The 15,106-nt window shown below is 64.8% G+C and carries 13 protein-coding genes; 7 read left to right on the forward strand and 6 right to left on the reverse strand.

Annotated features, from left to right (window positions below; genetic code table 11):
* The first annotated feature begins 80 nt into the window (after positions 1 to 80).
* The 5 genes from MTBUT4_RS01020 to MTBUT4_RS01040 are packed head-to-tail and all read left to right on the forward strand — an operon-like array spanning position 81 to position 6,299.
* Positions 81 to 572, forward strand: coding sequence for a hypothetical protein (locus MTBUT4_RS01020; RefSeq protein ID WP_173977803.1), 492 nt, complete (start codon positions 81 to 83; stop codon positions 570 to 572).
* The gene (locus MTBUT4_RS01025) at positions 530 to 1,384 is read left to right on the forward strand and encodes a class I SAM-dependent methyltransferase (protein WP_173977804.1); all 855 of its coding nucleotides are present in this window, start codon (positions 530 to 532) and stop codon (positions 1,382 to 1,384) included. The genes MTBUT4_RS01020 and MTBUT4_RS01025 overlap by 43 nt, the downstream gene beginning before the upstream one ends.
* Before the next feature lie 7 nt (positions 1,385 to 1,391).
* Positions 1,392 to 2,849, forward strand: coding sequence for a B12-binding domain-containing radical SAM protein (locus MTBUT4_RS01030; RefSeq protein ID WP_173977805.1), 1,458 nt, complete (start codon positions 1,392 to 1,394; stop codon positions 2,847 to 2,849).
* 30 nt (positions 2,850 to 2,879) lie between these two features.
* On the forward strand, positions 2,880 to 4,790 hold the full coding sequence (gene asnB, locus MTBUT4_RS01035) for an asparagine synthase (glutamine-hydrolyzing) (protein ID WP_173977806.1): 1,911 nt from the start codon (positions 2,880 to 2,882) through the stop codon (positions 4,788 to 4,790).
* 30 nt (positions 4,791 to 4,820) lie between these two features.
* Complete coding sequence (locus MTBUT4_RS01040) at positions 4,821 to 6,299, forward strand: B12-binding domain-containing radical SAM protein (protein ID WP_173977807.1); 1,479 nt, start codon at positions 4,821 to 4,823, stop codon at positions 6,297 to 6,299.
* Here the strand turns inward: MTBUT4_RS01040 and MTBUT4_RS01045 are convergent.
* Both MTBUT4_RS01045 and MTBUT4_RS01050 read right to left on the reverse strand, forming a co-directional pair.
* Positions 6,231 to 7,085, reverse strand: coding sequence for a class I SAM-dependent methyltransferase (locus tag MTBUT4_RS01045; RefSeq protein WP_173977808.1), 855 nt, complete (start codon positions 7,083 to 7,085; stop codon positions 6,231 to 6,233). The genes MTBUT4_RS01040 and MTBUT4_RS01045 overlap by 69 nt on opposite strands.
* Positions 7,082 to 8,044: a glycosyltransferase family 2 protein gene (locus MTBUT4_RS01050; protein ID WP_173977809.1), complete on the reverse strand. Its 963-nt coding sequence runs from the start codon at positions 8,042 to 8,044 to the stop codon at positions 7,082 to 7,084. Before MTBUT4_RS01050 ends, MTBUT4_RS01045 begins: the two co-directional genes overlap by 4 nt.
* A 253-nt stretch (positions 8,045 to 8,297) precedes the next feature.
* Here MTBUT4_RS01050 and MTBUT4_RS01055 point away from each other — a divergent pair, with 253 nt between their 5' ends.
* Together MTBUT4_RS01055 and MTBUT4_RS01060 are read left to right on the forward strand one after the other, a co-directional pair.
* Positions 8,298 to 9,185: a class I SAM-dependent methyltransferase gene (locus MTBUT4_RS01055; RefSeq protein WP_173977810.1), complete on the forward strand. Its 888-nt coding sequence runs from the start codon at positions 8,298 to 8,300 to the stop codon at positions 9,183 to 9,185.
* 40 nt (positions 9,186 to 9,225) lie between these two features.
* The gene (locus tag MTBUT4_RS01060; protein ID WP_173977811.1) at positions 9,226 to 10,296 is read left to right on the forward strand and encodes a radical SAM/SPASM domain-containing protein; all 1,071 of its coding nucleotides are present in this window, start codon (positions 9,226 to 9,228) and stop codon (positions 10,294 to 10,296) included.
* 9 nt (positions 10,297 to 10,305) lie between these two features.
* On the opposite strand, the gene MTBUT4_RS01065 is transcribed toward MTBUT4_RS01060, so the two are convergent.
* From MTBUT4_RS01065 to MTBUT4_RS01080, 4 genes are read right to left on the reverse strand one after another with little or no spacing between them, the layout of a single operon-like run.
* The gene (locus MTBUT4_RS01065) at positions 10,306 to 11,223 is read right to left on the reverse strand and encodes a transketolase family protein (protein WP_173977812.1); all 918 of its coding nucleotides are present in this window, start codon (positions 11,221 to 11,223) and stop codon (positions 10,306 to 10,308) included.
* Complete coding sequence (locus MTBUT4_RS01070) at positions 11,220 to 12,026, reverse strand: transketolase (protein WP_173977813.1); 807 nt, start codon at positions 12,024 to 12,026, stop codon at positions 11,220 to 11,222. Before MTBUT4_RS01070 ends, MTBUT4_RS01065 begins: the two co-directional genes overlap by 4 nt.
* A 6-nt stretch (positions 12,027 to 12,032) precedes the next feature.
* Complete coding sequence (locus MTBUT4_RS01075; RefSeq protein ID WP_173977814.1) at positions 12,033 to 13,025, reverse strand: NAD-dependent epimerase/dehydratase family protein; 993 nt, start codon at positions 13,023 to 13,025, stop codon at positions 12,033 to 12,035.
* A 12-nt stretch (positions 13,026 to 13,037) separates the two neighbouring features.
* Positions 13,038 to 15,101 (reverse strand): radical SAM protein, encoded by a 2,064-nt coding sequence (locus tag MTBUT4_RS01080; RefSeq protein WP_173977815.1) that lies wholly within the window; start codon positions 15,099 to 15,101, stop codon positions 13,038 to 13,040.
* Positions 15,102 to 15,106 lie beyond the last annotated feature (5 nt).

Here is a 15,106-nt window from a genome sequence, read left to right on the forward strand (position 1 = left end):
ACGCCTCGTTAAAAGCAGAGTGAATGGCCATTTGGCTTGCGCGGCGACCACCGCCTGACGCCCCTCTTCAAGGATGGTACATGGACGGGATCAAGCTTGAGATGTGGCGCAAGAACGGGCGCCACTACGTGTACGCGCCGCAATGGGCGCTCCTCGTGCACGACACCGACCGGAAGACTGCGTTGGACAAGATGGACGCGTCTTATGCCGCCATGGTCCGCGAATACACTGACGCCGGGCTTCCGCCACCCGGCCCGATGGCAGCGGCGGCGGCGGGACAGGGACCGCGCCCGGCATCGTCCCTGGGCACACTGTTTCTCAAGACCCTGGTGGTGAGCCTGGTGGTAACGGTGGTGGTCGGCGCCGGCCTTGGGCTGTCTGTCGATCAGGCCCTGCGCAACGCCGATGCCCGCCTCGACAAGATGAAGTGGAAGGCGGTTCACGTCGCCGCCGAGCGCATTCGCAACAACCCGCCCGAACAGCAGGCCGAATTCCGCCGCGACCTTGAAACCATCGGCGGCGAGTTGCAATGGCTGCTGCGGCCGATCTGCACGGGACCGGGGAAGCCATGACGCCAACTGAACCGAGGGCCGACGAGGCGACCCAGTTCGACTTCTGGAGCCAGAATCCCTGCGGCACCGACGGCACGCTGCTGAAGAAGATGCAGCAGCGCTACCGGATGGAGCCATGGATTCCCTTCGAACTCGACCGCATCCCCACCCGCGGCGTCGATGTCCTCGAGGTCGGCTGCGGCCAGGGTGTCGATGGCTTCAACATTTGTGCCCGTCTCGACGCCCAGAGCCACTACACGGGTATCGACTATTCAACCGAATCCGTTGAACGTTGCCGCGCGTCGATCGGGGAGGCGTCATCGCTGTTCTCTCTTGGCGTGGTTCCCGAGTTCCGACGCGCCGACGCGCTGGCATTGCCATTCCAATCCGACACGTTCGATTTCGTCTATTCACTCGGGGTTCTTCATCATACGCCCGACCCGGCCAAGGCGATCCGCGAGGTCCATCGGGTCCTGAAGCCGGGCGGGCGCTGCATCATCGTCCTGTACCGGCATGGCTCGCTGAAGGTCGGCATTGCGAAGGCCCTGCGTGGCCTTCAGCACGGGCTGGACCGGATAACGGGCCGCGAGAGAACCATCTACGGATGGCTTCAGGGCCGGCGGTTCATGATGGATTCCATTGGCACCATGTTGCTGGAATGTTTCGGCGTGCCATGGATGTACTGGTATACGCCCGACCAGCTGCGGAAAATGTTCTCGGATTTCTCGACGGTGGATATCGAGCCTTACGGCTACAATATTCCCATTGGCGCCAAGCCCGGCAGCGGGCGCAATCGCTTCGGCTATTTCTACCGTATCGAGGCGGGAAAATAGAATCGTGATGAAAGCGGTGTTCCTGAAGCCCCCCGTCGAAAGCGCCCACCGCAACGTGGTGCGGGACTTCATCTACGGGTGCTGGTGCAACGGGAAACGTGTCGGCGGCATGAGCATGCCGCCCACCAACGAGTTGCTTGCGGCCACCCACGCCCGGCAAGACGGCCTCGATGTCCTGTTCCTCGATTCGCAGTACGAACCGGAACGCTATCACCAGTTGGCCGCGTCGGGATTTGCCGACGTTCTGGCCGTCCTCATCATGTCCTCGACCCAGTCCTTCCGCCACGACTGCCTGACCCTGCGGAAGATCAAGGAGGCCAATCCCGGCGTGCGGTCGATCCTCTACGGATCGCATCCGACGTTCATGGCGGAAGCCTGCCTTAAGGAAGACGTGGTCGATTTCGTCGTGACCCGGGAGGCGGAGGACACCATTCGGGAGCTTCTCGGCCATCTGCTGTCCGGAACGAGCACCGCCGACGTGCTCGGCATCGGCTATCGGGACGGCGACGGCCAGCCGAGGATCAATCCCGTGCGGCCATTCCTGAACATGAACGACCTTCCCATTCCGGACCGCACCCTGTTGCCGGGCAACGTCGATTACTTCAATCCGGTGGTCAAGCGCGTGCCCTTCGCCACCATGTTCACGTCGCGCGGCTGCCCAGCGCGATGCAACTACTGCACCGCGCCTGTCTTTTACGGAAACAAGACCAGGGCCAGGTCGGCCGAGAAGATCATTGAGGAGATGCGGGACATCCGCCGCCTCGGGTATCGCGAGATATTCTTCAGGGACGAGACGTTCTCGGCCTATAAGGGCCGCAACATGCAGGTCTACGACCGCATGCGGGCGGAGGAGATGGATTTCACCTGGGTCGCCAACGGCCGGGTCGACATGATCGACCGCGAGCAGATGCTCGCCATGAAACAGGCCGGCTGCCATCTGCTGAAATTCGGGGTCGAAACCGGCAGCCAGGAGCTTCTCGACCGCTACAAGAAGGGTACCACCATCGCGCAGGCCGAAGAGACCTTCCGGCTGGCCCGCGAGATCGGCATCGACACCCACGCGCACATCATTTTCGGCGGACCGGGAGAGACCGTCGAAACCATCGGCAAGACGGTGGATTTCGTGATCGACACGCTGAAGGCGACGACGGCGACGTTCGGGATCCTGACCCCCTATCCCGGCACCGAAATCTTCGACATGGTCGCGGAGATCTTCCCCGAGATCCAGGACGGCAGCGGCTCGACGATGGAGAACCTGCACACCGAGTCGTTTTTCGCCGAGGCCCTGTGCGGCATTCCCGCCGAGGAGCTGTCCCGGCAGGTCGTGCGGGCCTATCGCCGCTTCTATTTGCGCCCCGGATATCTGGCGGGGCGGGTATCGTCCCTGCGCAGCCTGGAAGAGGTGATGGTGAAGGTCGTCGCCGGCCTCAACGTGATGTCCTTCGCCTTCAGCGGCCGGAAATAGCCGCACCAACGGAAAGGCTTTTCACCCGAGATGTGCAGCATCTTCGGATTTTGCGCCCCATCGGCGGCCGATACGAGGGATCGGGCGGACCTCATGTGCCGCCGCCTTTCCCATCGCGGCCCGGATGATTCCGGCATCTTCATCGACGATGGCATCGCCCTCGGCAACAACCGCCTGTCCATCATCGATTCGGCTGCCGGCCACCAGCCGATGGAAATCGACGGCCACGTCATCGTCTACAATGGCGAGCTGTACAATCACGGCGAGCTTCGTCATCAGCTCATGGCGCTGGGTCGCTCGTTCCGCACGCACTGCGACACCGAGACCGTCCTTCAGGCCTTCATGCACTGGGGCACGGACTGCCTCCCGCGCCTGAACGGAATGTTCGCCTTCGCCATCTGGGACCGGGCGTCCAGGCAATTGGTGCTCGCCCGCGACCGTGTCGGCATCAAGCCGCTCTACCTGGCCCAATCCGGCGCCGGTTTCGCCTTCGCATCGGAAGCGAAAGCGCTGCTGCCCGCCGTCGGAAGGCCGGAGGTCGATTGGACTTCCATCCACGGCTACCTGACGTTCGGCTACATCCCGCCGCTCGCGTCGCCTTTCGCCGGGATCACCAAGGCGCCGCCCGGGCATTTCGCCGTCTGGCGCGCGAACGACGGAGCGCGGCCCTTGCACTGGCAGCGCTATTGGCGCCCGTCCTTCGGACAGGGGCCGCGCGAACGCGTCGCCGACGTGATGGCCGAGACCGAGCGGCGGATCGAGACCGCCGTCGAACGCGAACTGATGAGCGACGTCCCCCTCGGCCTGTTCCTCAGCGGCGGCCTCGATTCGGCGGCCATCGCCTGCTACGCCACCCGCCGGGGGGCCGATCTGCAGTCGTTCTCGGTCGGTTTCCGCGAACGCAGTCACGACGAATCGGACGCGGCGCGCCGGATCGCCAGCCATTTCGGCCTGCGCCACCGCGTGCTCGAGATGACCCCCGACCTGCTGCGCGAGGGGGTCTCCGGCTGGATCGGCGCCATGGACGAGCCCTTCGCCGATTCCACCGCGGTTCCCCTTCTCCTGCTCTCCCGTTTTGCCCGCCAGCACATCAAGGTCGCCCTGACCGGCTGGGGCGGCGACGAGGTCTTCGCCGGCTATCCCACCCTGCGGGCGCACCAGGTCGCCGGCTGGTTCCGCCGCCTTCCGCTGACGATCCGGCGCGACCTGGCGTCGCGGCTGGTTGCGATGCTGCCGCAAAGCGACGCCTACCTCAGCCTGAGGTTCAAGGCCTCCCGCTTCCTTCGCGGTCCCACCCTTCGCCCCGAGGAGCAGCATTTCCTCTGGATGGGGTATTTCGATGATTGCGCCAAGGCGCGGCTTCTCAGGCCCGACATCCTGGAGAAGGTCGCCGCGGACACCTTCGAGCCGGTGCACGCGGCCGAGGACGGCCTGTCCGAGCGGACCCTGCCGGATCGGATCATGGCGCTGGACATGGATTTCTTCCTGGCGGGGAACGGCCTGTTCCAGTGCGACCGGATGACCATGGCGGCCTCGCTCGAGGCCCGGGTTCCGCTTCTGAACCAGGACGTCCTGGACTACGTGCTGCCGCTGCCCATCGACATGAAGATGTTGGGCGGCCATCCCAAGGGATTGCTGCGGCGCATCCTGGCACCACACCTCCCGGCGGACATCCTGAGGCGTCCCAAGAAGGGCTTCGCGCCGCCGTCCGGGGCGTTCCTGCGCGGGCCCCTGAAGGATGTCCTAGACGAGGTGTTGAGCCGCGAACGGGTGGAGGAGCGCGGCCTCTTCCATTACGGCGAGGTCGCGCGCCTCAAGCACGAGCACCTTTCCCGGAAGGCCGATCACGGCAGGGAATTGTGGGCGCTGTTCAGCCTTGCCGCTTGGTACGACCGGCATGTCTTGAACGAGACTCCCGTCGAGACGAAGATGAGCGCCTGAGCGACGCGCCGCTGCCGAAGGAACGTAACCGTGGTTGATGCACACGTCCAGGCCCGTCCCGACGGCGACTACAAGGTCTTGCTGGTTCAGCCCTCGGACCGCCATTCCGTCCAGTCCCTGTTCACCTTCCACAAGGGCGGCGGGTTGGGGCACAAGCCGCCTCAAGGCATCCTGAATCTCGCCACCTACCTGATTCATCGCGGCATTCGCAATGTCGAATGCCTCGACGCCCAGCTCGACGACCTCGACCCCGAGGCGACCGCCGACGCCATCGCCCGCCAGGCCCCCAGGTTGGTGGGCATCACCGCCTGGACGGATTTCTGGTATTCGGCCTGGAAGACAGCCCAGGAAGTCCGCCGCCGCCTGCCGCAGGCGGTCATCGTTCTCGGCGGTCCCCACTGTTCCGTCTACCCCGAGGAGTCCTTGCGGTTTTCCTGCGCCGACTTCCTGGTGTCCGGCGACGGCGAAGAGACCCTTCACCACCTGGTGTCCCGGCTGGCCCAGGGACTGCCCGCGGGCGACCTGCCGGGCCTGTGGCGAAAGGAGGACGGGCAGATCCTCCCCCCCACCGTGCGGATCGCGACCCTTTCGGATATCACCGCGATGCCGGTGGTGGACCGCACGTTGCTGCCGTTCCGGCGCTACACCTCGGTCCTGTCGGCAGAAGAATTCGAGACGACCATGATCACGTCGCGCGGATGTCCGTACAAATGCGTCTTCTGCAAGATGGACGTCCAGAAGGTCTATGCCCGAAGCGCCGAGCAGGTGGTGGAGGAATTCCGCCAGATCGCGGAATTGGGCATCACCGACGTGCAGGTCTACGACGACACCTTCACCTGGGGAAAGCAGCGGGTCATCGACATCTGCAACGGACTGATCGAAAACCGGATCAACGTGCGCTGGGCGATCCGTGACCGGGCCAATCGTGCCGACCCCGAAACCTACGCCCTGATGAGGCGGGCGGGGTGCTACCGCATCCACTTCGGCATCGAAAGCGGCTCACCCGCGGTGCTGAAGAATTCCGGCAAGTTCCTCACGCTGGAGCAGGCCGAACACGCCCTGAAGCTGGCCAAGTCGTGCGGCTTCCATACCATGGCCTATTACATGTTCGGGTTCCTCGACGAGACCTACGAAGACGCCATGAAGACCATCGATCTCGCCCTCAAGCTCGATGCGGATTATGGGGTTTTCGCGGTGCTGATTCCCTATCCCGGCACCGCCATCTACGACCAGGCATTGGAACGCGGGATCATCGCCACCGACCACTGGCGCGACTTCACCCGCAACCCGGTTCCGGATTACGCCATTCCACAGGTCATCGAGAACATCCTGGACCGCCGGACCCTGCTCGCGCTCAAGAACAAGGCGCTGCGCCGCTACTATTTCCGGCCGCGGCGCATCCTGCACGAACTGCGGACGCTGACCTCCGCCCGCGAACTTTCACGCAAGGCGCAGATGGCCCTGACCATCGCCCGCGACGTGTTCGCCCCCGGTTCCGCCGGACGCTGACGCCGCCCTGTCCGGCTGCACCACCACCATCATGTAGGTCCATCCGTCCTGCCGCCGCAGCCGGGCGACGGCCCGTTCCCACACCTCCGCCGCGCGATAGAGCAGGGTGGCGGCGGTCCGGGCCCAGGACCGCCGCGGCCATCCGATGAAGAAGGCGAGGGCGCGCGTCAGGAAGCTCGCCTCGAGCCATTCCAGCCGGCCAACCCCCACCTCGGCAGCCAGGCGCAACAGCGCCTCGGGTACCGAGTCCCGCCCTCCCCGCTCGGCCGGGACCAGCCATTGAAAGAGGCGGCCGAGAAGGCGCCGGCCATGGCTCTCGATGACCACGACGGTCCCGCCGGGACGGGTGACCCGGGCCGCCTCGGCGAGCACGCCGGCGCGGTTCCAGTTCACGTGATGCAGAAGGTCGCGACACACGACGAGGTCGAACGAGCAATCGGCGAACGGCAGGGCAAGGGCATTGGCGCAGGCCAGCGCGAACCCGTCGCCATGGATCTCGCGGGCGAAGCCGACCTTGGCGCTGGAAAAATCGATCCCGGCCCACCTGGTCCCGGGCATGGCCTCCCGCAGATAGGACAGGTTCGATCCCTCGCCGCAGCCGATGTCGAGGCCATCGCGCGGTGCGCCCCCGGCCGCTGCGGCTATGCGTGCGGCGATGGCGCGTTCCTTGGCGGTGATGAAGGGGTTGTTCAGGCGGTTGTGACTGCGCCTGATATCGGCGGCGTGATGAAACGTGACCTGGATCGCCGCGTCGGACTCACCGCACCCCTCTCCGAAACCGGTCATCGGTCGGCGGAATCGCCGTTGCGGACCACGCGGCGCACGGCACTGCCACGCCACGCGTCGTTCGGCGTCCGGAACATGGAAACCTCCATGTAGAAACCCAGCACCGGAAGCATGGTGCCAACCATCACCAGCCACCACGAAAACGCCCCGAGCAAGGGCGAGATGACCCGGATGACCGGCGTTTCGTGGGACAGCCATCGGCCGGTCGCGGCCCACGCGATGGCGGCGACGACGGCGCTCAGCCAGAATACCAGGGATATCTTGGTGAAGAAGTGCAGCGGGCTGGCCTGAAGGCCGCGCAGGCCGACCAGGGCGATCAGGTCGAGAATGCCGCGATAGCGCAGTAGCGGATAGCGAGAGGCTCCGTGCCGCCGGTCGGCGTGCCGGACCTTGACTTCGGTGACCTTGAAACCCTGGATCTGGGCGATCGCCGGAATGAGACGGTGGAGATCCCCGGTCAGCTGCAGGGATTGGCAAACATCGCGGCGCATTGCCTTGATGCCGCAGTTGATATCATGGAGGCGGGTCCCGAGCAGTTGCGTGACCAGCTTGTTGTAGACGCTGGAAACGAAGCGCTTGCGGCCGGTATCCTTGCGTTCGGACCGCCAGCCGTTGACCAGATCCACCTCACCCCGCAAGGGAGCGACCAGATCCGGGATATCCTCGGGGTGATCCTGCAGATCCGCATCCATCATGACGATGAAACAGCCGCGCGCCGCTTCGAAGCCCCGCATCAGGGCGGCCGATTTTCCGAAGTTGCGACGGTGCTGGATGTAGACGACCTGCCGATACTCGTCCACCAGCGATAGCGCCACGGCAGCCGTCCCGTCCGTGCTTCCATCATCCACAATGATGAACTCGAATTCCTCTTCCAGCCCATCCATTGTCGCCTTGGTTCGCAGGAACAACTCGGCAAGACAATTTTCTTCGTTATAGGCGGGAATAATGACGCTGATCATCACAGTGGCGCTTTCACAAGGCTCGACCCTGATCGGGAACCTATGTTAGCTGGGATGCACACCCTGAAAAAGCCCTTACCGACGTCGGCGGGACTGAGAAGAGGGCCCATTGCCGAACAGGCCGAAAGATTCGACATTTCGGCGGTCCTGGTCCACTCTTGGCCGCCAGTCGTTTCCCCCTGCCATCGAGGTCAGCATGCCGAGCGGATCCCAGCCGGCACCGATTCCTTGCCCCATCTGCGGCGCCGGCGACGTGAACGCCGTCGCCGCCCAGCCCGAGGATTACGAATACCGGGTGCGGACGGATCAGGCCTACGGCATCCTCGCCTGCCGGGCCTGCACGTCGGAATTCCTGGCGCCTCGTCCGGCCGAGGCCGTCCTGCCGTCGTTCTATCCCCGCGACTACCACGCCTATAACGAGGATCACGGCACCATCGTCGGCGCCCTGGTGGCCATGCGCGGGCGCAAGCGGGCCGAGGAATTGGGCCGCTACGGACTGGGCGGACAGCCGACCCGCATTTTCGACGTGGGCACCGGAGATTGCCGGCATTTCGAGGACATGGCCCGCCACGGCGCCTTCGAGTTCGCCGGCGTCGAAATCAATCCGGACATGGTGAAATCGGCGCGCGAGAAAGGCTTCGCCGTCGAACCGGGATCGCTGGAGGCGCTGGACATCACCCCCTACGAGGGGCGGTTCGATGTCGTCACCATGTATCACGTACTCGAACACGTGGTTTCGCCCGCGGAGGTTCTCGCCAGAGCGTTCAGCCTGTTGCGGCCCGGCGGGATGCTCTGCGGTCAGCTTCCCTGCGTCGATAGCTTTGACCGGGCGGTGTTCGGCCGGTACTGGGGGGGCTATCATTTTCCCCGGCACCTGCAGATGTTCTCCAGTCACGGGCTCGCCACCGCCCTGGAACGGGCGGGCTTCGGCAAGGTCCGGGTCGCATCGGCCCTGCATCTCCAGGCGGCCTTGTCGCTGCAGAACCTCCTGGTCGGCGGGCTGGGCTGGCGCCCCGGGATGACCTACGGAAAAACGCCGGCCTATCCGCTGCTGCTCCTGACTGCTGCACCCTTCTGTATGCTCGAGTTTGTTGTCGGCCGCGGTGGGATCATGAATTTCTGGGTGGAAAAGCCCGCCTAGAAACCCAATCTGCTTCGTGCAGCGATTAAGGGAGGCCTTCTTGAAACTGGACGGCATCGTCAAGAGCGTTCATCAGCTCAACAAGATCCGCTACCGGCCGAAACTTCTGGCCGGCATTGCCAGGGGTTATTTCCGGACCCTGGTGCTGCGGAAGCCGACGCTGCGAATCTGCGAATTCTCGATCACCGCCGCATGCCAGTCCAAGTGCGAGTTCTGCTACGCCTCCAAGTTCGCGAAGAAGGGCCAGCAGCTCCTGAGTGTCGACGAGATCCGGAACACCTGGCGGCAGGCCAAGCGGATGGGGGCGTTCAGCACGGTGCTTCTGGGCGGGGAACCCCTGTTGCGGCGCGACTTCATGGATATCATCGACGCGCTGGAGCCGAAGGACAACATCGTGACCTTCACCAGCAACGCGATCCTGCTCACCAGGGACATGCTGGTCGATCTGAAGCGCCGGGGCGTCTTCCTGGTCAATTTCAGCCTCAATTCCCTCGAGGCGGAGGCGAACGACGCCATGCGCGGCTATGACGGGCACCGCGACAAGGTCTTCGAGGTGATTGAAACCTGCAAGTCCTTGGGGCTGGACGTGTTCCTCGGGGTGGCGACGAGCAAGAAGAACCTGCAGGACACCATCAGCATCGTGGATTTCGCACGCGAGAAGGGCCTGGGCGTCACCATCAACCTGATGACCCCCATGGGCCGGGCGGAATGCATGGGCGACGAGTTGTTCGACGCCGAGTTCTGGGCGACGTTGCGCGATCTCTACAACCGCAATCCCGGACTGCGCAGCGATTACGACGTCAACCTGGACCTCAAGATCGGCTGTCCCGCCGGCTTCGAGAAGATCCACGTCGCCCCTTACGGCGACGTGACCGGCTGTTCCATGAACCCCGCGTCCTTCGGCAACGTCAGGGATATGCCGCTGGAGCAGATCGTCGCCAAGATGCGCAGCTTCCACCACTTCGCCAAGCGGGCACCGAACTGCATCGTCGCGGTGGACAAGGAATACATCGGCGACTACAGCGAGTTCGCGGCCACTCAGGCCGCGAGCCCCTATGACATCGAACTCAACCCGAACTACCAGAAGGACAAGGTGCTGCGCGCCGGATAGCCGGGACCATCACCCCAAGGCGGAGAGGATGCGGGCGACGTCAAGGCCGTGAGCGGCCAGTACCTCGTCGTGCGAGCCGTACATGTGCAGGAACCGGTCCTGCAGGCTGAAGGTGCGCAGGCGGCAGTTGGCGCCTTCCTCCCAGGCGATGGCCTTGACCTGCATGCCCAGGCCGCCGTTGCCGACGCATTCCTCGATCACCACCACCTCGTCGAATGCGGCCAGGGTGTCGATGATGCCGGCGCGGTCCAGCGGCTTGACGGTGTGGCACGACTTCACGCACACGCCCTTGCCCTGCCGTTCCAGGGCATCCGCCACCTCCATCGCCATCTTCATGATCGACCCGTAGGACAGGATGCAGACATCGCCGCCGCTCCGGCGGATGGTGCGCAGCTTGCCGAATACCCAAGGCTCGGGGGCATCGGCGGTGAAGTCCGGCTCGCCGGCCTTGCCCAGGCGCAGGTAGACCGGCCCCTCCGACTGGGTCGCGCACCAGCGGGTGGCGGCCACCACCTCGGCCGGGTCGCACGGGGCAATGACCCGCAGGTTGGGCACCGTGCAGGCCAGCGCCACGTCCTCCTGGGCGTGGTGGGTGGCCCCCAGGGTCGAATAGGTCAGCCCGCCGCCGATGCCCACGCAGGTCACCGGCAGTCCCTGATAGCAGAGATCGTCGCGAATCATCTCGAACGGGCGGAACAGGGTGAAGGTGGCGATGGTGTAGGCGAAGGGGCGCAGGCCCCGCTGGGCCATGCCGGCGGCCATGCCGATCATGATCTGCTCGGCCACGCCGGTATTGACGAAGCGCTCGGGGAATTCCTCGCGGAAGCGGGCGATGGAGCCGGCCGGCGAAATGTCGGCGACGATGACGCACAGCCGCGGATCCTCGCGGCCGAGTTCGTAGAAGGTGTCGGCGAACCGGTTCCTCATGGTGCCGCCTCCAGTTCGCCGAGGGCCTGGGCGTATTCGGCGGGATTGGGCGAGCGGTAGTGCCAGATCGGCACGTTCTCCATGTAGGAGACGCCCTTGCCCTTGGTCGTCCGCGCCACCACCAGCAACGGCCGCCCGCCCTGGCGCTGCCGGACGGCGTCGTGGATGGCGGCGCCGTCATGACCGTCCACCTCGATCGCTTCCCAGCCGAAGGCGCGGGCCTTGTCGAGCAGGGGATAGAACGCCCGGTGGCCCTCGCTCATGCGCTCGAGCCCGGAGAAGTCGTTGTTGTCCATGACCGCGACCAGGTTGGGCAGGCCCAGATTGCCGGCCATCATCATCGCCTCCCAGGTCGATCCTTCCTGGAACTCGCCGTCCGACAGCACGCAGAAGATGGTCACGGCGCCGCGCTTGAGGCGCTCGGCATAGGCCTGGCCCACGGCGATGCCCAGGCCGTGGCCGAGCGAGCCGGTGGAGGCGGCGATGCCGGGCGTGCCGTAATCGGGATGCGCCCCGAGGCGGCCGGTCGCCGTGCAGTACTCGTCGAGGTCGCGGCGATCCAGCACGCCGCGTTCCTCGAGGATCACGTACTGGATCATGCAGCCGTGCCCTTTGGACATCAGGAAAACGTCGTCGCCCGACATCAGGCCGTTGTAGATGGCGTCGGTGATTTCGACGCAGCTGAAGGCGGGCGCCACGTGCAGGGCCGAGACCTGCTGTGAGACCTCGAGGATGCGGCGGCGATACGCCCGGCAGCGCAGGCGCGCGGCGTCGGCGTCGAAGCGGTTGGGCCGGGACTCCATCTCGCCTCAGCCCCTCAGCACGTAATCCGTCGGCCAGTCCTTGAGCTGGTCCCAGTACCGGCGGCCCCACGCGACCATCTCCGCCAGGCCCTCGTCCCAGCCGATCTGCGCCTCCCAGCCGACGTCGCGCTTGATCGCCGACGAATCGAGCCAGTAGCGGGAGTCCTGGCCCAGGCGGTCGCCGGTGACCTCGCACAGCTGCTCGAACGGCATGCCCAGCGCGCCGGCGGTGCGCTCCACCACCTCGCGGATCGAGGTCGGCGCCGCCGAACCGGCGTTGTAGATGGTGCCCAGCGGTGCCTTTTCCGCCACCAGGTGGATGGCGCGGGCGAGATCGCGGGCATGGATGTAGGACTTTTCCGCCCGGCCGCCGCCGTGCAGCGGCAGCTTGGCCCCCTTCAGGCCGCACCACACCGCCTTGGGGATGACCCGGTGCAGCAGCTGGCCGGGGCAATAGGCGTTGGACGGGCGGATGATGTTCATGGGGAACTTCAGGTACTTCGACACCGACACCAGGTACATGTCGAAGGCGACCTTCGAGGCGGCGTAGGGGCTGGACGGCTTGATCGGTTCGTCCTCGGTGACCGCGTGATCGACCGACCCGTACATCTCGGAGGTGCCGATCTGGATGAACCGCTCCAGCCAGTCGCGCTTCATCAATTCCTCGGAAAGGCGGGCCAGCGCCATGGAATTGGTCTCGAAGAAGCGCCAGGAATGCTTCCAGCTGACCGCCCCCTCGCCCTGGGCGGCGTAGTTGATGATGATTTCCGGCTTCTCGCGGTCCAGCAGCTCCAGCAGCAGGTCGAGTTCGTAGGTGACGTGGCGGGCGTGGTACTCGTAGCCCTCGATCCTGTCCACGTTCAGCGAGAACGGCTCGGGCCGGAGCGGATTGCGGCCGACGCCGATCACCTTCTTCGGGTTGGCGTGCTCAAGCAGGTAGAGGGCGGTATGGATGCCGAAGCTGCCGCCGCCGCCGAGAATGCAGTAGGTCTTGCTCATGCTCTTTCCCCCCTACTTGACGGACGAATGGACGTTGGGCGAGGCGACGATGTCGGTGCCGGCGATGCGCGCCGACCGGTACATCTGCGCCACATGCGCCCGGTTGAGGATACGGCCCAGCCCGATCAGGCTGGTGCCGAACTGGCGCAGGTAGCCTTCGATCAGCTCGCGCTGGCTGGGCGAATGGAACACCTCGATCTCGGTCGGCGCGTCGAACCTGCAGGCGAAGGGGTCCTGGACGAAGTTGCCGCGGGCGAGTGCCACGAAATCGAAGGTGTAGACGTCCCTTGCCTGGTATCCGGTATCCATCAGGGACTGCTTGCGGGTCTGGCTGAAGGTCTTGAGCTGGGCGAGATAGGCCTCGACCTCGGCGTTCCACACGCCGTGGGCCTCCAGCAGCGACCGGGCGGCGCCGAAGGCGACGTCGTGCAGCGCCGGCATGTTCTCGAACATGGCCAGCGCCCGGTACTTGTAGATCTCGTTGGTGCCGTACTCGCCCGACAGGTAGCGGTCGATCACCCCCGGCTGGGCGAGGAAGGCGGCCAGACCTTCGCCGCTGTCCCACAGGTTGCGGGCCTCTTCGACACGGTAGGCACGGTAAAGGTCGGGGATGACCCCCTGACCTTGGGTGGCGTATTCGTACAAGGCCCGGATGAAGTCCGCCCGCGACACGCCCATGCGGTCGATGAACTGGAACAGCTCGAAAAACAACCCGTTGTTGTTGAAGATTTCGATGGTCAGGCTGAGGTCCCGACAATCCATGTAATCGTCGTATTCCATATGCGCCGTACTGACGCATATTTCCTCGATTTCAGCCACTGCCAGTTCTTCGTCCCACAACATGTACTTGCCGAAATTCATCGGCTTGACGCGAAACCGGGTCTTCAACTGATGCTGCTGGCGCGAAGCGCGGCTGGCCGCCTCGGTCCCGTTCAGCATCAGGAACTGGTAGGTGCGGACCAGCGTGAAGCCCTTGTCGATCACGTCGAACACCGAGCGGAAATGCGCCGCCTTGGAATCCCCGGGCAGGCACAGGATCACCTCGGAGAAGCTCACGGCGCCGTCGGTTTCGGCCGTGCGCGCCACCTCGCGGACGGCGTCGAGGGGAAGATTCTTGCGTTTGATGGTCTCCAGCACCGCCGGATCGGTGCTCTGCACCGCGGCTCCCGGAGGCAGCGCCCCGCGCAGGATGCGCGAGATGTCGAGCACCCGGTCCTTGTGGTTCTTGGCGGTGGCGATGGTGACGAATTTCGGCCAGCCGATGCGGTCCTGGAGCCCGGCCACGTACTCGGCGGTGGCGATGTCTTCCTCGAACATGCCGAAATTGAGGTCGGTGATGATGAAATCCGGGACCTTCACCCGGTCCGCGATGTAATCCAGTTCGTACTGGATGCGCTCCCAGGGAAAGCGCCGGGTCTTGTTGAAATAGCGGCCACCCTCGTGACAGAACGTGCAGGAATAGGGGCAGCCGCGCGTGGTCTGCACCAGCGGGATCAGATGATCGTCGAAGAACTTGTCGCTGAAGCCATCGGCGAAGGTCGATGGAATGATCGACAGGTCGGCGATACGCGGCAGCATGGGGCCGGCGATCAGATCGCCATCGACCAGATAGCGGGTGTTGGGCAGGGCCACCCTGGCCCGCTTCAGCGCCTCGGCGTCGAAGTCGAAGCGTTCGAGGGTCCGGTAGATCTCGACGAAGGCCAATTCGCCTTCGCCCTCGACGCAGAAGTCAATCGCCGGATAGCGCGCGAGGAAGTCCTTCATCTCGTCCGGATCGCCCGGGATGTTCACTCCGCCGAAGACCGTGACGGTCCCCAGCCGGTCCTTCAAACGCCGGGCGTATTCGTGCGAGAGCGCCATATTCCAGGCGAAGATGGAGAATCCGGCGACGACGGGTTTCTCGGTTTCCAGCCACCGGCTGAAATCCGCCGGATAGCGGAAGATCCCGATCTCCACCGCATCGCCCAGTTCCTGCCTGGCATAGGCCGCGACCATGGCGGCACCGAGCGGGAAGGTGTTTGCCGACACCACCTGACCGGTATGGGTCAAATCGGCGAAACTGATTGTCCTGGCCACCCGCT

Source organism: Magnetospirillum sp. UT-4, assembly GCF_902729435.1.
In the GTDB taxonomy this organism is placed as follows: Bacteria; Pseudomonadota; Alphaproteobacteria; order Rhodospirillales; family Magnetospirillaceae; genus Magnetospirillum.